Source organism: Nocardioides pacificus (assembly GCF_054775955.1).
In genome coordinates, this window is record NZ_BAAHCI010000003.1 from 36619 (window position 1) to 53853 (window position 17235).

Annotated in this window: 16 protein-coding genes; 1 reads left to right on the forward strand and 15 read right to left on the reverse strand. The window is 73.0% G+C overall.

Annotated elements, in window-relative coordinates:
- Positions 1–51: 51 nt before the first annotated feature.
- The 14 genes from coaBC to pyrR form a co-directional block, all read right to left on the reverse strand.
- The gene (gene coaBC, locus ACYU7L_RS00680; protein ID WP_460793228.1) at positions 52–1308 is read right to left on the reverse strand and encodes a bifunctional phosphopantothenoylcysteine decarboxylase/phosphopantothenate--cysteine ligase CoaBC; all 1257 of its coding nucleotides are present in this window, start codon (positions 1306–1308) and stop codon (positions 52–54) included.
- Between the two features lie 13 nt (positions 1309–1321).
- Entirely contained in the window at positions 1322–1657 is a 336-nt protein-coding gene (rpoZ, locus tag ACYU7L_RS00685) for a DNA-directed RNA polymerase subunit omega (protein WP_460793229.1), read from the reverse strand.
- A gap of 58 nt (positions 1658–1715) precedes the next feature.
- A complete protein-coding gene (gene gmk / locus ACYU7L_RS00690) occupies positions 1716–2288 on the reverse strand; it encodes a guanylate kinase (protein WP_460793230.1) in 573 nt (190 codons plus the stop codon).
- Entirely contained in the window at positions 2281–2601 is a 321-nt protein-coding gene (gene mihF, locus ACYU7L_RS00695; protein ID WP_460793231.1) for an integration host factor, actinobacterial type, read from the reverse strand. Before mihF ends, gmk begins: the two co-directional genes overlap by 8 nt.
- A gap of 152 nt (positions 2602–2753) precedes the next feature.
- Positions 2754–3242 (reverse strand): hypothetical protein, encoded by a 489-nt coding sequence (locus tag ACYU7L_RS00700; RefSeq protein WP_460793232.1) that lies wholly within the window; start codon positions 3240–3242, stop codon positions 2754–2756.
- Between the two features lie 4 nt (positions 3243–3246).
- The gene (pyrF, locus tag ACYU7L_RS00705) at positions 3247–4086 is read right to left on the reverse strand and encodes an orotidine-5'-phosphate decarboxylase (protein ID WP_460793234.1); all 840 of its coding nucleotides are present in this window, start codon (positions 4084–4086) and stop codon (positions 3247–3249) included.
- Positions 4083–4943 (reverse strand): nitronate monooxygenase, encoded by an 861-nt coding sequence (locus tag ACYU7L_RS00710; RefSeq protein WP_460793235.1) that lies wholly within the window; start codon positions 4941–4943, stop codon positions 4083–4085. Before ACYU7L_RS00710 ends, pyrF begins: the two co-directional genes overlap by 4 nt.
- The gene (locus ACYU7L_RS00715; protein WP_460793236.1) at positions 4940–5815 is read right to left on the reverse strand and encodes an iron-sulfur cluster-binding protein; all 876 of its coding nucleotides are present in this window, start codon (positions 5813–5815) and stop codon (positions 4940–4942) included. Before ACYU7L_RS00715 ends, ACYU7L_RS00710 begins: the two co-directional genes overlap by 4 nt.
- Entirely contained in the window at positions 5812–6867 is a 1056-nt protein-coding gene (locus ACYU7L_RS00720; RefSeq protein ID WP_460793238.1) for a quinone-dependent dihydroorotate dehydrogenase, read from the reverse strand. Before ACYU7L_RS00720 ends, ACYU7L_RS00715 begins: the two co-directional genes overlap by 4 nt.
- Positions 6864–10214, reverse strand: coding sequence for a carbamoyl-phosphate synthase large subunit (carB, locus tag ACYU7L_RS00725; RefSeq protein WP_460793239.1), 3351 nt, complete (start codon positions 10212–10214; stop codon positions 6864–6866). Before carB ends, ACYU7L_RS00720 begins: the two co-directional genes overlap by 4 nt.
- Position 10215: 1 nt before the next feature.
- On the reverse strand, positions 10216–11370 hold the full coding sequence (gene carA / locus ACYU7L_RS00730) for a glutamine-hydrolyzing carbamoyl-phosphate synthase small subunit (protein WP_460793241.1): 1155 nt from the start codon (positions 11368–11370) through the stop codon (positions 10216–10218).
- Complete coding sequence (locus tag ACYU7L_RS00735) at positions 11367–12677, reverse strand: dihydroorotase (protein WP_460793242.1); 1311 nt, start codon at positions 12675–12677, stop codon at positions 11367–11369. Before ACYU7L_RS00735 ends, carA begins: the two co-directional genes overlap by 4 nt.
- Positions 12674–13609 (reverse strand): aspartate carbamoyltransferase catalytic subunit, encoded by a 936-nt coding sequence (locus ACYU7L_RS00740; RefSeq protein ID WP_460793243.1) that lies wholly within the window; start codon positions 13607–13609, stop codon positions 12674–12676. Before ACYU7L_RS00740 ends, ACYU7L_RS00735 begins: the two co-directional genes overlap by 4 nt.
- The gene (gene pyrR, locus ACYU7L_RS00745; RefSeq protein WP_460793244.1) at positions 13606–14178 is read right to left on the reverse strand and encodes a bifunctional pyr operon transcriptional regulator/uracil phosphoribosyltransferase PyrR; all 573 of its coding nucleotides are present in this window, start codon (positions 14176–14178) and stop codon (positions 13606–13608) included. Before pyrR ends, ACYU7L_RS00740 begins: the two co-directional genes overlap by 4 nt.
- A 204-nt stretch (positions 14179–14382) precedes the next feature.
- Here pyrR and ACYU7L_RS00750 point away from each other — a divergent pair, with 204 nt between their 5' ends.
- On the forward strand, positions 14383–15507 hold the full coding sequence (locus ACYU7L_RS00750; RefSeq protein ID WP_460793245.1) for an LCP family protein: 1125 nt from the start codon (positions 14383–14385) through the stop codon (positions 15505–15507).
- 100 nt (positions 15508–15607) lie between these two features.
- On the opposite strand, the gene ACYU7L_RS00755 is transcribed toward ACYU7L_RS00750, so the two are convergent.
- A complete protein-coding gene (locus tag ACYU7L_RS00755) occupies positions 15608–17140 on the reverse strand; it encodes a PucR family transcriptional regulator (RefSeq protein ID WP_460793246.1) in 1533 nt (510 codons plus the stop codon).
- Positions 17141–17235 lie beyond the last annotated feature (95 nt).

Below are 17235 nucleotides of genomic sequence, written 5' to 3' on the forward strand. Positions count from 1 at the left end.
TCCCGTTCGATGGTGTGAGCGACACCTTAGTCGTGTCGCCCCAGAGGGGTTCTAGGCGTCCAAGCGCGCGTGGACCTGGTCCCAGATCACGTGCGCGAGCGAGGACTTGGATCCGTGCGGCACCTCGACGCCGGCGCCGTCGGCGGCCAGGATGACCGCCTCCGTGTCGGGGCTGCCGAAGACGGCTCCCCCGCTGACGTCGTTGACCACGAGCAGGTCGCAACCCTTGCGGGCGAGCTTGGCCCGGGCATGCTCGAGCACCGAGCCGCTCGCGTCGCCTGTCTCGGCAGCGAAGCCCACCACGACGCTGCCCGGTCGGCTGCGGTGCTGGGCGATCTCGGCGAGGATGTCGGGGTTCTGGGTGAGCGCGATCGGCTCGACCGAGCCGTCGTCGCGCTTCTTGATCTTGGCGTCGCTCACGTCGAGCGGCCGGAAGTCGGCAGGGGCAGCAGCCATCACCACGGCGTCCGCACCGGCCGCGGCCGCGACGACGGCGTCGCGCAGCTCGGCGGTGCTCTCCACGCGTACGACGGTCGTCCCGGCCGGATCGGGCAGGCTCACGTTGGCGGCCACCAGCGTCACCTCGGCGCCGCGTGCGGCCGCCGCCCGGGCGAGCGCGTAGCCCATCAGCCCCGAGGAGCGGTTGCCCAGGAAGCGCACCGGGTCGAGTCGCTCGCGGGTGCCCCCGGCGGAGACGACGACGTGGCGGCCGGCCAGGTCGGCCGAGCCGGCGCCCCGGGCCAGCACCTCGGTGGCCAGCTCGAAGATCTCGGCCGGCTCGGGCAGCCGGCCCTTGCCGGTGTCCTTGCCGGTGAGGCGACCCTCGGCCGGCTCGACGACGATCGCGCCCCGCGAGCGCAGGATCGCGACGTTGGCGGCCGTGGCGGGGTGCTCCCACATCTCGGTGTGCATCGCCGGGACGAACACGACCGGGCAGCGCGCGGTGAGCAGGGTGTTGGTCAGCAGGTCGTCGGCCAAACCGTGCGCCGCCTTGGCGAGCAGGTCGGCGGTCGCGGGGGCGACCACGACGAGGTCGGCGTGCTGGCCGATCCGGACGTGGGGCACCTCGTGGACCGACGTCCACACGTCGGCGGCGACCGGCTTGCCCGACAGCGCCGCCCAGGTGGGGGCACCGACGAACTCGAGCGCGCTCGCGGTGGGTACGACGGTCACGTCGTGGCCGGACTCGGTCAGCCGGCGCAGCAGCTCGCAGGCCTTGTAGGCCGCGATGCCGCCGGACACGCCGAGGACGACAGAGGGCCGTGCCCCGCGGGGGGACACGGCCTCGTCGTCGTGCTGGGAGGTCAAAGGACCGATGAGATCACTCAGCCGGGCCGCTGAACGCAGCCTCGGCGGCGGCCGCCTTCGCAGCGGCCTCCTCGGCGGCGAGCTCGGCCGGGTCGACGTCCTCACAGGTCAGCAGGTCCTCGTTGATCTCGCGCAGCGCGATCGAGAGGGGCTTCTCCTGCACGTGGGTGTCCACGAGGGGGCCGACGTACTCGAGCAGGCCCTCGCCGAGCTGGGAGTAGTAGGCGTTGATCTGCCGGGCGCGCTTGGCGCTGTAGAGGACCAGCTTGTACTTGCTGTCCGTCTTGGTCAGCAGGTCGTCGATCGGGGGGTTGGTCACGCCCTGGGCGTCGATGTTCGGGGCAGACACGCGTGAGCCTCACAGTTGTTAGGGGGTGGAGCTGGGATGGAGATGGCGACCGAAAAGGTCACAGTGTCATCAAGGCTACCAACTCGTCGGCCGCAGCATGAACTTCGCGGTTCACGATGGTGACGTCGAACTCCTCCTCGGCGGCCAGCTCGAGCCGCGCGGTCTCGAGGCGACGGGTCCGCTCGGCCTCGGACTCGGTGCCGCGGCCGACCAGTCGACGCACCAGCTCGTCCCACGACGGGGGCTTGAGGAAGACGAAGAGCGCCTGCGGCATCGTGGTGCGGACCTGGCGAGCGCCCTGCAGGTCGATCTCCAGCATGGCCGGCCGACCGGCCGCGAGCGCCTTCTCGACCGGTCCGCGCGGGGTGCCGTAGCGGGCCGCCTTGTGCACCACGGCCCACTCCAGCAGGGCGTCCTCGGCGATCATCCGGTCGAACTCCTCGTCGGAGACGAACCAGTAGTGGACACCGTCCACCTCGCCAGGGCGCGGAGGACGCGTCGTGGCCGAGACGGAGATCCAGACCTCGGGGTGCTCCTCGCGGATCCGGGAGGCGACGGTGCCCTTGCCGACGGCTGTCGGGCCGGCCAGCACGACCAGTCGCGAGGTGCCCTGCGGGGTCTGGTCAGTCACGCGCGGTGAACTCGCGCTCGAGGGCGGCGACCTGCTTGGCCCCGAGGCCACGCACGCGCCGGCTCTCGGCGATGCTCAGACGCTCCATCAGCTGCTTGGCGCGGACCTTGCCCACACCGGGCATCGCCTGCAGGAGGTCGACCACGCGCATCTTGCCGATGACCTCGTTCTCCTGGCCCTGGTGCAGGACGTCGACGATCGAGGCTCCGGAGTTCTTCAGCCGGTTCTTCACCTCGGCACGCTCCCGGCGCGACGCGGCCGCCTTCTGGAGCGCCGCCTGGCGCTGTTCGGGCGTGAGCGGGGGCAATGCCACGTGGAGGTCCTCGTCTTCGTGCGGGTGGAGTCGGTCGTCAATGTAGTCAGAACCGAAATTGCTTGGCAACGCGGTCCGAGCCAGCGGCACGGAACCTGCGATCCGGGTCACAGCCTCTCCCGCTCGCAGGCCGTCGCTGCCGCTCGGCGGGCTCAGCCGTAGAGCGAGGTCTTGCACACGTCGAGGGCCTGCTGCTCGATCGAGCTCATCGCCTCCACGGTCTCCGGATCGCCCAGCGCGGTCGCCGCGGCGGCGATCATCGCCTGCTCCTCCTCGGTCACGTCGCCGGGCGGCTTCTTCGGGTCGTACGTCGCGGGGTCCGCGCCGGCGTCGTCGAGGGCGCCGTCGAGCGCGGAGAGCCGCTTGACCACGAGGCTCCACTCCGCCCGGATGTCCGTCGGGGCCTGGGCGGCGAGGTCGCGGTAGGCGGGCAGCGCCTCGAGCAGGGCATAGCCGGACCGCGACTCGGCGACCTCGGCCAGGTCCTCCTGGTGCTCGCCCACGGCGTCGCAGTAGCGCTCGCCCTCGTCCGCGCAGCCGGCCACCGCGAGTCCCCCGGCCACCAGCACGGCCCCGAGCGCGGCGGCGGCGCTGCCCCGGATCCCCCGGCCACCCTGGCTTCTCCGACTGGCTCGCATCATCGCCTCATCCGCGCAGCACGGCGAAGGCGTCGTTGACCCGCAGCGCGGCCTCGCGCAGCGCCTGCGGATCCGGGCCGGCCTGCAGGATCTCGCGCGAGGAGGCCGGCAGCACGTGGCGGGCGGCGTCGCCGAAGACACGTCGTACGTCGTGGAGCGTGCCGCCCTGCGCCCCGACGCCCGGCGCGAGCAGGGGGCCGTTGATGGCGAACGACTCCTCGGTGCCGGTCACCGTGGCGCCAACCACGGCGCCGAAGGAGCCCAGCGGACTCACGCCCTCGTTGAGCCCGGCCAGCTCGTCGAGGACGGTGCCTCCGACGGTGCGCCCAGCCTCGGTCGTGGCGTGCTGGAACTGCGGACCCTCGGGGTTGGAGGTCAGCGCGAGCACGAACAGTCCGGCGCCGTGCCGCACGGCCGTCTCGACCATCGGGAGCAGCGAGCCCATCCCGAGGTAGGGGCTGGCGGTGATGGCGTCCACGGCCAGCGGCGAGGCCGGGTCGAGGTAGGCGTCGGCGTAGGCCTGGGAGGTGGAGCCGATGTCGCCGCGCTTGACGTCGAGCAGCACCAGCGCGCCGGCGTCGCGGGCCGTGGCGATCACCCGCTCCAGGACCGCGATCCCGCGGCTCCCGAACCGCTCGAAGAACGCCGACTGCGGCTTGAGCACCGAGACCACCGGGGCGATCGCCTCGGTCGCGGTCAGCGCGAAGCGCTCCAGGCCGGCCACGTCGTCGCCCAGTCCCCAGCGGTCAAGCAGCGCGGCGTGCGGGTCGATGCCCGCGCAGAGCGGTCCTCGAGCCTCGACAGCAGCGTGCAGGCGGGCCCCGAAGGGGGCGGTGGGACCGGTCATCGGGTCTCTCCTCGCAGGTCGGCCACGATCCTCGTGACGGCGGTGGGGTCGTGCAGCAGAGCGGTGCCGACCTGGACGGCGCGGGCACCGGCGTCGAGGAAGCGGCGGACGTCGTCGGCGGTGCTCACCCCTCCGGCGGCGATCAGGGGTACGGCGGGCAGCGCGGCGTGCGTCTGGGCGACACAGCGCAGCGCCACCGGGCCGACGGCCGGGCCGCTGAGCCCGCCGGGGCGCCCGTCTGGGAACGCCGCGGGCAGCGCGTGGCCGATCACGACCGCATCCGCACCGGCCTCGCTGACGGCGCGGGCCGTCGACACGACGCGGGTGACGTCGGGGCGCACCTTGGCCCAGACCTGGAGGCCGCGCGGCAGGTCCTGGCACACCGCCGACACGACGGCCGCCGCCCGCTCGGGCTCGGACGCGTCGAGCACGCCGCAGCCGGCGGGGTCCGGCTCACCGAGGTCCAGCTCGAGGCCGACCAGCCCGGGCGCCCGCCCGAGGCGCCGTGCGAGGTCGGCGTACTCCCCCACGGTCGTCCCCGCGATGGACACCACGACCCGGACGCCCTGCTGGACCAGCCAGGGCAGCTCGGTGGCCAGGAACGGCTCGAGGCCGGGGTTCTGCAGGCCGACGGCGTGCACGAGACCGGCCGGGCTCTCGACGATCCGCGGCTGCGGACCGCCGACTCGTGGGTCGAGGGTGATCGTGCGGGTGACGAAGGCGCCCACCGCGTCCAGCGCGCCGTACGCGGCGAGCTCGCGACCGCTGCCCGCGCAGCCGGCGGCGGTCATCACCGGCGAGGCCAGCCGCAGCTCGCCCACCCCGACCGGCTCGAACCCGCTCGCGTCCTCGCTCACGGGACCGCCTCCAGCAGCTCTGCCCAGCGGACCCGGTCGCCGCGCAGCACCGGGCCGTCGACGCAGGCTCGCACGAGCCGCGCCACCCCGTCCTCCCCGACGACGGGGATCGTGCAGCCCTGGCACAGGCCGGTGGCGCAGGTGAGCGGGCGCTCGAGGGCGGTCTGGCTCCAGGCGCCGGCCTGCTCGGCGGCGAGAGCGGCGGCGTGCAGCGTCGCGACGCTGCCGGCGGCGTAGACCACGTCGGCGCGGGCGCGGGCGATGAGATCGGCGACCGCGTCCGCCACGGCACCGCGCTGGCCCACCGAGCCGTCCGCGGTGACGACGGTGACCGACCGGGCGGTCCGGCGCGCCTCGAGCGCGTCGAGCAGGTGGGCCTCGTCGGAGGCGCCGAGCAGGAGCGTGACCGTGCTCCCCCGCTCCCGCAGCCGCTCGGCGAGCGGAAAGAGCGGCGCTGCGGAGTGCCCCTCCCCGACGAGCACGCACGCCACCGGCTCCTTGGGCAGCGCGAACGGCCGTCCCAGCGGCCCGGTGATCGCGACCCGCTCGCCCACCGCGAGCCCGGCCAGGTGGGCGGACCCGACCCCGCGGGGCTCGACGACCACGTCGATCGTCGGGCCGTGGCCGCCCGTGGGCTTGACCCGGTGGATCCACAGCGCCCGCCGGCCGAGCCGCACGCTGTCGGCGGCGGTCCCCTCGGCCGGCCCCAGCGAGAGCGCCACGAACGTCCCCGGGCGGAACCGCTCGGGGATGCCCGGCGCCGTCAGCGTCAGGTGCTGGTAGGCGCCGACCCGCTTGGTCGCCAGCACCTCGCCGACGGCATGCAGGGGGCCGACGGCGGGGCGGGAGGTGGCGCTGGGGGCCTCGGTCATCTCGTCGTGGCGTCCAGCCCGCGCACGATCCGCGAGGGCCACACCGGGCCCTCGTAGACGAAGGCGCTGTAGCCCTGCAGCAGGTGGGCGCCGGCCTCGAGGCGGGTCCGGGCGTCGTCGACCGTCGTGATGCCGCCCACCGAGACCAGGGTCAGGGCGTCCCCGACCCGGGTGCGCAGCAGGCGCAGCACCTCCAGCGACCGCTCCGCCACGGGCTGCCCCGAGACGCCGCCCGCGCCGATCGCCTCGACCTGCGCGGCCGGGGTGAGGAGGTGGTCGCGTCGGATGGTGGTGTTGGTGGCGATGATCCCGTCGAGCCCGATCGACTCGGCGAGGTCGGCGACGGCCAGCACGTCGTCGTCGCTGAGGTCGGGCGCGATCTTGACCAGCAGCGGCACCGGGGCGGCCCGGTCGGCGGTGACCGCGTCCGCCTGCCGTCGTACGGCGGTGAGCAGCGGCTCGAGCTTCTCCACGGCCTGCAGGTCGCGCAGCCCCGGGGTGTTGGGCGAGCTCACGTTGACCACGAGGTAGTCGGCGAACGGCGCGAGCAGCCGGGCGCTCTTCTCGTAGTCGCCGATGGCGTCCTCCTCGGCGACCAGCTTGGTCTTGCCGATGTTGACCCCCAGGACCGGGCCGCCGTCGCTGAGCCGGCGCGAGGCACGCTGGGCGAGCCGGCGAGCCACCACCTCCGCGCCGTCGTTGTTGAAGCCCATCCGGTTGACGATCGCCCGGTCCGCGGGCAGCCGGAACAGCCGCGGCTTGGGGTTGCCGGGCTGCGCCTCGCCGGTGACCGTGCCGATCTCCACGTGGCCGAAGCCCAGCGCGCCGAGCGCGTCGATGCCCACGGCGTTCTTGTCGAAGCCCGCCGCCAGCCCGAGCACGTGCGGGAAGCGCAGCCCCATCGCCTCGACCGGCGCCGCCCCCGCCGTCCGACGTCCGAGGACGCGCGCCGTGGCGGGACGGGCCGCCCGGATCCCCGTGAACGCCGTGTGGTGGGCGCGCTCGGGGTCGGTGCGGGTCAGCAGGCGGTCGAAGAGGAGGCGGTAGGTCACTGCGTCTCCCCCGGCGGCGTTCCGGGCACCTCGGGCGCCCGGGCCCAGTCCTGCAGGCTGCGCACGCCGATCGTCCCGCGCCGCATCGCCTCGATGCCCTGCACGGCAGCACCGAGGCCGGACACCGTCGTGATGCAGGGGATGTTGGCCATCACCGCCGCGGTGCGGATCTCGTAGCCGTCGATGCGCGCGTGACCGCCGGAGGTGCCGTAGGGCGTGTTCACGATGAGATCGATCTTGCCGTCGAGGATCAGCTGGACCGTGGTCGGCTCTCCGTCGGGGCCGGGGCCCTCCCACTGCTTGCGCACGACGGTCGTGTCGATGCCGTTGCGGCGCAGCACGTCGGCGGTCCCCTGGGTGGCCAGGATCTCGAAGCCCTGGTCGGCCAGCACCTTGATCGGGAAGATCATCGAGCGCTTGTCGCGGTTGGCCATCGAGACGAAGATCCGACCCGACGTCGGCAGCGGGCCGAACGCCGCGGTCTGCGCCTTGGCGAAGGCGGTGCCGAAGTCGGCGTCGAAGCCCATCACCTCGCCGGTCGACTTCATCTCCGGGCCGAGCACGGTGTCGACGTTCTGCCCGTCGGCGGTCTTGAACCGGTTGAAGGGCATCACCGCCTCCTTGACCGCGATCGGCGCCGAGGCCGGCAGGTCGCCGCCGTCGCCGGTGGCGGGCAGCACCCCGGCGGCGCGCAGCTCCGCGACGGTCTCGCCGAGCATCACCCGCGAGGCCGCCTTGGCCAGCGGGATCGCGGTCGCCTTGGAGACGAACGGCACCGTGCGGCTGGCACGCGGGTTGGCCTCGAGGACGTAGAGGATGTCGGAGCTCAGCGCGAACTGGATGTTGAGCAGCCCCCGCACCCCGACGCCGCGGGCGATCGCGAGCGTGGCGTCGCGGATCCGGCCGATCTCACGCGCCCCGAGGGTGATCGGCGGCAGCGCGCAGGAGGAGTCTCCGGAGTGGATGCCGGCCTCCTCGATGTGCTCCATCACGCCGCCGAGGTAGAGCTCCTCGCCGTCGAAGATCGCGTCGACGTCGATCTCGATCGCGTCGTCGAGGAAGCGGTCCACGAGCACCGGCTGCTCGGCGTTGATCAGCCCGTTGGCGACGTACTTCTCGAGGTAGCTCTCCAGCGAGGCGTCGTCGTAGACGATCTCCATGCCGCGCCCGCCGAGCACGTAGGAGGGCCGGACCAGGACCGGGTAGCCGATCTCGGCGGCGATCTCCTGCGCCTCGGGGTACGACGTGGCGGTGCCGTGCTTGGGGGCGGTCAGCCCGGCCTGGTGCAGCACCCGGCCGAACGAGCCGCGGTCCTCCGCGAGGTGGATCGCCGCCGGCGAGGTGCCGACGATCGGGACGCCGGCGTCCGCGAGCCCCTGGGCCAGGCCCAGCGGGGTCTGGCCGCCGAGCTGGCAGATGACGCCGGCGACGGGGCCGGCCTGCTGCTCGGCGTGGACGACCTCGAGCACGTCCTCGAGCGTGAGCGGCTCGAAGTAGAGCCGGTCTGAGGTGTCGTAGTCGGTCGAGACGGTCTCGGGGTTGCAGTTGACCATGATGGTCTCGTAGCCGGCCTCCGAGAGGGCCAGCGACGCGTGCACGCACGAGTAGTCGAACTCGATCCCCTGCCCGATCCGGTTGGGCCCGGAGCCGAGGATGATCACCGCCTGCTTCTCGCGGGGGCGGACCTCGGTCTCCTCGTCGTACGACGAGTAGTGGTAGGGCGTGGCGGCGGCGAACTCGGCCGCGCAGGTGTCGACGGTCTTGTAGACCGGGCGCACCCCGAGGGCCTGGCGCACGCCGCGCACGACGTCCTCGCGCAGGCCGCGGATCCGGCCGATCTGGGCGTCGGAGAAGCCGTGCCGCTTGGCCAGGCGCAGGATGGTCTCGTCGAGACGCTCGGCGGCGTCGATCTCCTCAGCGATCTCGCGGATCAGGAAGAGCTGGTCGACGAACCACGGGTCGATCTTGGTGGCGTCGAAGACCTGCTCGGGCGTGGCGCCGGCGCGGATCGCGTCCATCACCTCGCGCAGCCGGCCGTCGTGCGGGACCTTCACCGACTCCAGCAGCGCGTCGCGGTCGAGCGCGTCGTGGCCCACGGGCGCGAAGTCGAAGACCGCGTTCTTGCTCTCCAGGGAGCGCAGCGCCTTCTGCAGCGCCTCGGTGAAGTTGCGCCCGATCGACATCGCCTCGCCCACCGACTTCATGTGGGTGGTCAGCGTGGGGTCGGCGCCGGGGAACTTCTCGAACGCGAAGCGCGGCACCTTCACCACGACGTAGTCGAGTGCCGGCTCGAAGCTGGCCGGCGTGCTCGAGCCGTCCTCGCGGACCGTGATGTCGTTGGGGATCTCGTCGAGGGTGTAGCCGATCGCCACCTTGGCCGCGATCTTGGCGATCGGGAAGCCGGTGGCCTTCGAGGCGAGCGCGCTCGAGCGCGACACCCGGGGGTTCATCTCGATCACGATCAGCCGGCCGTCTGCGGGGTTCACGGCGTACTGGATGTTGCAGCCGCCGGTGTCGACGCCCACCGAGCGGATGATGCCGATCGCGAGGTCGCGCATCTTCTGGTACTCGCGGTCGGTCAGCGTCATCGCCGGCGCGACCGTGATCGAGTCGCCGGTGTGCACGCCCATCGGGTCGAGGTTCTCGATCGAGCAGATGATCACCACGTTGTCCGCGGTGTCGCGCATGACCTCGAGCTCGTACTCCTTCCAGCCGATGATCGACTCCTCGAGGAGCACCTCGGTGGTCGGGCTGGCGGCCAGGCCGGAGCCGGCGATGCGGCGCAGGTCGGTCTCGTCGTAGGCCATCCCCGAGCCGGTGCCGCCCATCGTGAACGACGGGCGCACCACCATCGGGTAGCCGAGCGTGTCCGCGGCGGCGAGGCAGTCCTCCATCGAGTGGCAGATGACGGACTTGGCGCACTCGCCGCCGAGCTCCTCGACGATGCCCTTGAATACCTGGCGGTTCTCGCCGCGGTCGATGGCCTCGATGGAGGCGCCGATCAGCTCCACGCCGTACTTCTCCAGGACGCCGGCGGCGTCGAGGGCGACCGCGCAGTTGAGGGCGGTCTGGCCGCCCAGCGTCGCCAGCAGCGCGTCGGGGCGCTCCTTGGCGATCACCTTCTCGACGTACTCCGCCGTGATCGGCTCGACGTAGGTCGCGTCGGCGAACTCCGGGTCGGTCATGATCGTGGCGGGGTTGGAGTTGACCAGGATCACCCGCAGGCCCTCGTCGCGCAGCACGCGGCAGGCCTGGGTGCCGGAGTAGTCGAACTCACAGGCCTGGCCGATGATGATCGGCCCGGAGCCGATGACCAGGACCGACTTGATGTCGTCACGCTTCGGCATCTCAGGCCTCCTTCCGGATCAGGTCCACGAAGCGGTCGAAGAGGTACGCCGCGTCGTGGGGACCCGCGGCGGACTCGGGGTGGTATTGCACGGAGAACGACGTGAGCCGACCGTCCGCGTCGCGCAGCTCGAGGCCCTCGACCACGTCGTCGTTGAGGCAGACGTGGCTGACGCTCGCCTCGCCGTACGGCGTGGTGGTGCTGCCGGTGAGCGGGGCGTCGACGGCGAAGCCGTGGTTGTGCGAGGTGACCTCGACCTTGCCGGTGGTGCGGTCCATCACCGGCTGGTTGATGCCCCGGTGGCCGTACTTCAGCTTGTACGTGTCGAAGCCCAGGGCGCGGCCGAAGAGCTGGTTGCCGAAGCAGATCCCGAAGTAGGGGATCTGCTCCTCCAGCGCCCCCTGCAGCAGCGCGATCTGGTGGGTCGTGGCCGCCGGGTCGCCGGGGCCGTTGGAGAAGAACAGCCCGTCGGGCGAGATCGCCTTGACCTCCTCGAGCGTGACCGTCGAGGGCAGCACGTGCACCTCGATGCCGCGCTCGGCCATCATCCGCGGGGTGTTGGCCTTGATGCCGAGGTCGACCGCGGCCACCACCAGCGGCTTCGCCCCGTCGGCGACGTTGCGCGCGGGGACGACGTAGGCCTCCTGGGTGGTGACCTCGTCGGCGAGCTCGGTGCCGGCCATCTCGGCCGCCCCCAGGACCCGGGCGAGCAGCGCGGCGGGGTCGGTCTCGGTGGTGGAGATCCCGACGCGCATGGCGCCGCGCTCGCGCAGGTGCCGGGTCAGCGCCCGGGTGTCGACGCCGCTGATCCCGACGACGCCCTGCTCGCGCAGCTCGTCGTCGAGGGTGCGCCGGGCGCGCCAGTTGGACGAGACGCGCGCGGGGTCGCGCACGACGTACCCGGCCACCCAGATCCGGCGCGACTCCGGGTCCTCGTCGTTGACGCCGGTGTTGCCGACGTGCGGGGCGGTCATCACGACCACCTGGCGGTGGTAGGACGGGTCGGTGAGCGTCTCCTGGTAGCCGGTCATGCCGGTGGAGAACACCGCCTCGCCGAAGGTCTCGCCCTCGGCGCCGAACGCCTCGCCGCGGAACGCGCGGCCGTCCTCCAAGACCAGCAGGGCGGGACTGCGGGTGCCGAGCTTGTGGCCACTCACGCGAGGGCTCCTTCCAGAACGGTGGGTACGCCGCGCAGCAGCGTGGCGTGCACGGCACCGGTCAGCGACCGGCCGTGCCAGGGGTTGTTGCGCGAGAGGGACACCGAGGCGTCGCGGTCGACGGTGACCTGCGCCTTAGGGTCCACGAGGGTGAGGTTGGCGGGCTCGCCGACCTCGAGGGGCCGGCCCTGGTGCTCCAGGCCGGCGATGCGGGCGGGGGTGGCCGACATGACCCGGGCCACGTCGGCCCAGCCCATGGCGCCGGTCTCGACCATCAGCGTGGTGACGACCGAGAGCGCGGTCTCGAGACCGAGCATGCCGAAGGCCGCATCGACGAACGCGTGCTCCTTGTCGTGACGCGCGTGCGGGGCGTGGTCGGTGGCGACGGCGTCGATGGTGCCATCGGCCAGCGCCTCGCGCAGCACCGCGACGTCCTCGTCGGGGCGCAGCGGCGGGTTGACCTTGAACGTCGGGTCGTAGCCGGCCAGCAGGTCGCTGGTGAGCATCAGGTGGTGCGGGGTGACCTCGGCGGTCACCGCGATCCCCTGCGCCTTGGCCCAGCGCAGCACCTCGACGCTGCCCGCGGTGGAGACGTGGGCGACGTGGACCCGGCTGCCGGTGTGGCGGGCGAGCATCACGTCGCGGGCGACGATGACCTCCTCGGCGACCCCGGGCCAGCCCGGCAGTCCGAGCCGGCCGGAGAGCTCGCCCTCGTGGCAGCAGGAGGTGGGCCCGGCCAGTGTCGGGTCCTGGGAGTGCTGGCTGATCACGCCGCCGAAGGCCTTCACGTATTCCAGCGCCCGGCGCATCACCCGGGCGTCGGCGACGCACTTGCCGTCGTCGGAGAAGACACGCACCTTCGCGCGGGAGCGGGCCATCAGGCCGAGCTCGGCGAGCTCCTCGCCGGCGAGCCCCTTGGTGACCGCACCGACCGGCACGACGTCCACGAGGCCGGCGGCGCGGCCCAGGTCGAGGACCCGCTCGGCGTTCTCCGCCGTGTCGGTGACCGGGCTGGTGTTGGCCATCGCGAGCACCGCGGTGAAGCCGCCGACCGCCGCGGCCCGGGAGCCCGACAGCACGGTCTCGGCGTCCTCACGCCCCGGCTCGCGCAGGTGGGTGTGCAGGTCGACCAGGCCCGGCAGCGCGACGAGGCCGTCGGCGTCGATGACCCGGGCACCCGTCGCGGCGACCGAGCCGATCTCGCGGATGACGCCGTCCTCGATGAGGAGGTCGGCGGTGGTGGCTCCCAGGAGGGAGGCTCCCTTGATGACGAGCGTTCCTCGGTGGTCGAGCTTGTCGAGACTCACGACTGAGCCCCCTCTCCGGCGAGCAGGTGGTAGAGCACGGACATGCGGACCGCGACGCCCGCGGAGACCTGGTCGAGCACCGCGGACTGGGCCGCGTCGGCGGCGTCGGCGGCGATCTCGAGCCCGCGGTTCATCGGGCCGGGGTGGCAGATCGGCACGTCCGGCCCGAGCAGCGCGAGCCGGTCGCGGGTCAGGCCGTAGCCGACGGTGTACTCGCGGGCGCTGGGGAAGAACCCGCCCGACATCCGCTCGCGCTGGACCCGCAGCATCATCACGGCGTCCGCCTTCGGCAGCACCGCGTCGAGGTCGTACGACGTGGCGAAGCCGGCCGCCGCCGACCAGGCGTCGATGCCGCTGGGCATCAGCGTCGGCGGGGCGACCACGGTCACCTCGGCGCCGAGCTTCGTCAGGCTGAGGACGTTGGAGCGGAAGACCCGGCTGTGCGTCAGGTCGCCGACCAGCACGACGTGGCGGCCCTCCAGCGAGCCGAGCCGGCGCTGCAGCGTGTAGGCGTCGAGCAGCGCCTGGGTCGGGTGCTCGTGGGTGCCGTCGCCGGCGTTGATGACGACCGCGTCGACCCACTCGCTGACCTGCTGCGCCGACCCGCTGGCGCCGTGGCGCATCACCAGGGCGTCGACGCCCATCGCGCAGACCGTCAGCACGGTGTCGCGCAGGCTCTCGCCCTTGGAGGCCGAGGAGCCCTTGCCGGTGATGTTGATGGTGTCCGCGGAGAGCCACTTGCCGGCGATCTCGAAGCTCGACCGGGTGCGGGTGGAGTCCTCGAAGAACAGGTTGATGACCGTGCGTCCGCGCAGCGCGGGGAGCTTCTTGACCTCGCGGCGCTGCACGTCGTGCATCTCCGCGGCCGTCTCGAAGAGCGTGGCGATGTCGTCGACGCCGAGGTCGTCGATGGAGAGCAGGTGCTTCCTCATGCGATCCGCACCTCGTCGACCCCGTCGACCTCCTCGACCCGGACGCTGACCCGCTCCGAGCGTGCGCTGGGGAGGTTCTTGCCGACGTGGTCGGCGCGGATCGGCAGCTCGCGGTGGCCGCGGTCGACCAGCACGGCGAGCCGCACCACGGCCGGGCGGCCCAGGTCGTTGAGCGCGTCGAGCGCAGCCCGGATTGTGCGGCCCGAGTAGAGAACGTCGTCGACCAGGACCACGGTCTTGCCGTCGATCCCGGCGGCCGGCATCGACGTCTTGTGCGGCGTCCGGGTCGGGTTCGCGCGCAGGTCGTCGCGGTACATCGTCACGTCCAGGGACCCCACGGCCACCGGCGTGCCCTCGACCGAGTGGATCCGCTCGGCGATCCGCTTCGCCAGCGGGACCCCGCGGGTGTGCAGCCCCAGCAGGACGAGGTCGCCCGCGCCCTTGTTGCGCTCGAGGATCTCGTGGGAGATGCGGGTGAGTGCCCGGGCGATGTCACGGGCGTCGAGGACGGTGCGGCCCTCGGGGGTGGTCCCGGCCGAAGCGGGGACGTCAGGCGTCAAGGCAGGCATCAGCGTGCCGGACCTCCTTCTCCGCCTCACAGGACGGCTCGTTAAAGGATGTCGATCGGCGCCGACCCTACCAGTGCCGGGACCGCGCTGGACCGGTCGTCCAGCGGCGGTGGACGTCGTGTGCGTCACGCTCCTCGGCGGGGATCGCCACGAGCGACGACGCAGCCTGCCAACCAACCCCGACTCGCCTGCGTCATATCCCGCATGAGCCCACGCTTCCTCGCGGACACCGCAGCCCCCGGCGCGCGTCGTACGGTCGTGCTCGTCGTGACGGGGACCGCCCTGGTGCTGGCGCTGGTCACCAGCGTCGCGGTGGTGCTCGGCTACCGCCACCTCGACCGCAACCTCACCGTGCTGCCGGGAGCAGAGGGTCTCAGCGACCGCCCCTCGGAGGTGGCCGTCGACGGACCGAGGCGGCCGATCGACGTGCTCGTGATCGGCAGCGACACCCGCGACGGGGAGGGCAACGGCATCGACTCGGCGGCGGGCGCGGGCGGGGCCGACGTGACGATGCTGCTGCACCTCTCGGCCGACCGCGAGCGGGTGTACGGCGTGAGCCTGCCGCGCGACGCCGTCGTCGACCGCCCGGCGTGCACCGGCGATGACGGCGAGCGCCTGCCCGCGGCACAGGAGGCGATGTTCAACACCGCCTACGCCGAGGGTGGAGCGATCTGCGCGGTGCAGACGGTCGAGCAGCTGACCGGCATCCGGCTGGAGCACTGGGTGGTCGTCGACTTCAACGGGTTCGTCGACATGGTCGACGCGCTGGACGGCGTCACCGTGTGCATCCCCGAGGAGGTCGACGACCCCGAGCACGACATCCACCTCGAGGCAGGGACGCGCGAGGTCAGTGGCCGGGAGGCGCTCGACTACGTGCGCGAGCGCAGCGTGCTCTCCGTCAACGCCGACCTCGGGCGGATGCGCCGTCAGCAGGCGTTCGTCGCCGCGATGGTCAGCAAGGTCTTCGCCGCCGAGACGCTCTCCGGCCCGGACCGACTCTGGGGGTTCCTGCAGGCGGCCACCCGCTCGCTCGCCCTCGACGAGGAGCTCGCGAGTCCCGCCGCCCTGACCGACCTGGGGATGCAGCTGCGCGACACGGGGGCGGACGGGGTGGAGTTCGTGACGGTCCCCGTCGCGGAGTGGGAGCAGGACCGCAACCGGCTGGTGTGGACCGACGAGGCCGAGTCGCTGTGGACGAACCTGCGCCACGACCGGCCGATCGGGCGCGACCTGGTGGACGGCGCCGTGTCGGCGGCGCGCGAGCCGGGTGAGGCACCCCGCGGCGAGCGGGCCCGGGAGGCGGCGCGCGCCAACGGGCTGTGCGCCTGACGCCGGCCAGCTCGGTCCCGCCACGGCTGACGACCTGGTGCGGCTCGGGTCTCCATCGGACCTGACCCGAGATACCTGCGTCCCCGACCTGAGTCGGCCCTCAGCGCGCCCGCGACGAGCGGGCGAAGGCGGCCTGAGGGTCGAGACCGGTTCGAATCCGCCAGGCGGTGAGCGCGACGGTGATCCCGGCGAGGTGCTGGGAGCTGGCGAGGTCGACGCCGAGCAGCCGCTCGATCCGCTCGATGCGGGCGTAGAGCGACTGGCGACGGATGCCGAGGCGGCGAGCCGCCTCAGCCTTGGACCCGGCGGCCAGATAGGTGTCGAGGGTCCGGACCAGGTCGGCCGCGTGGGCCCGGTCGTGGTCGATGAGCGGCCCGAGCTGCTCGGCGATGAGGTCCACGAGCGCCGACGGCTCGACGTCGACGAGCAGGCGCGCCAACCCCGTGTCGCGGGCGAGCAGGACACCCCCGGCCACCCCCGAGCGGTGGGCGTGGCGCAGGACCTCGCGGGCGCGGACCACCAGCCCGGGCAGGGCAGCAGGGTCCGTGGTGCCGGCGGAGACTCCGACCAGCGGCGGCCCACCGCCGGGCGTGAGCGGGAGGGCGCCGGCCGCCTCCTCGACGAGGACGCGGAGGCGCTGCGCCGACGACGGCGCCCGCAGCACGACCAGCACATCGGCCCCCACGACGCCGGCCAGCACGGGCCCGGCCACGGCGGCGAAGGCACGCTCGACCTCGAGCAGCAGCTCGACCGCCGGCGTCCGCGGGTCGCCCTCGACCGCGACCACAGCGGCCGGCTGGGCTTCGGGAAGCCGCCAGCCGGCATCCTGCAGCCGACGCAGCACCTCGGGCGCGCCGACGAGGCCGCCGGAGGCGAGGTCGGTCACGACGGCCTGTGCGAGCGAGGGTCGCTGGCCCAGCGACGGATGCCGGCCGAGCTCGAGAGCGATGGCGACGGCCGCGCGCTCCGCGACGTCCGCGATCGCCGGATCGCCGGATCGCAGCACCAGCGCGCCCACCGGCCCCGTCGAGGTGCGGACCTCGGCGGCCGTGCTGCCCTCGCAGTCGGGGGCACTGATGCCGCTGCGCTCGACCACCCGCCCGTCCAGGTCGAGCAGCTCGGCTCGGCACCCAGCGGCGCGGGCGGTGGCATCCAGCAGCGCCCGCATCCCCTGTCCCGCCACCACCACTGCCAGCAGGTCCCGCCACAGCGCCTCGTCGGACCCGGCGGCGCCGAGCTTGCGCTGCACGAGCAGGGAATGGAAGTCCTCGACCATCCGCTCGAACGGCACGACCGAGGTCAGTGCGAGCACCACGAGACCCCGCCGCCGAGCGGCCTGAACCATCGCCTCCGGCACCACGAAGAGCGACCGCCCGAGTTCGAGCGCCATGACGGCGACGCCGGCATCGGCGAGCTGCTCGACGTACGCCGACAGCTGCTCGGCCGAGCGGCCGTGCAGGCCCAGCCCGGTGCTGAGCAGGACCTCGCCGCCCGCAAGCAGCGTGCCGATCTCGTAGACCTCCGAGGAGTGCACCCACCGCACCATCACCGGCTCCGGGTCGCCGACGATCACGCGAGCCGTAGCCGCGCGGAACGACGGGAGGGACAGCACCTCCGGCAGCGGGACCAGCACCGACGACTCCTCGTTCCGGATGATGTGGCGCGCCGGCAACGGACGGACCGTCCGTCGGCCGGCGCCGACAGGAGGACACTATGCCCCTGTCCCCC

Bases quoted from the DNA above. Each gene is read 5' to 3' on its own strand.
- ACYU7L_RS00700 (WP_460793232.1), bottom strand. From the start codon at position 3,242: ATGATGCGAGCCAGTCGGAGAAGCCAGGGTGGCCGGGGGATCCGGGGC.
- pyrF (WP_460793234.1), bottom strand. From the start codon at position 4,086: ATGACCGGTCCCACCGCCCCCTTCGGGGCCCGCCTGCACGCTGCTGTC.
- ACYU7L_RS00715 (WP_460793236.1), bottom strand. From the start codon at position 5,815: ATGACCGAGGCCCCCAGCGCCACCTCCCGCCCCGCCGTCGGCCCCCTG.
- carB (WP_460793239.1), bottom strand. From the start codon at position 10,214: ATGCCGAAGCGTGACGACATCAAGTCGGTCCTGGTCATCGGCTCCGGG.
- ACYU7L_RS00740 (WP_460793243.1), bottom strand. From the start codon at position 13,609: ATGAGGAAGCACCTGCTCTCCATCGACGACCTCGGCGTCGACGACATC.
- pyrR (WP_460793244.1), bottom strand. From the start codon at position 14,178: ATGCCTGCCTTGACGCCTGACGTCCCCGCTTCGGCCGGGACCACCCCC.
- ACYU7L_RS00750 (WP_460793245.1), top strand. From the start codon at position 14,383: ATGAGCCCACGCTTCCTCGCGGACACCGCAGCCCCCGGCGCGCGTCGT.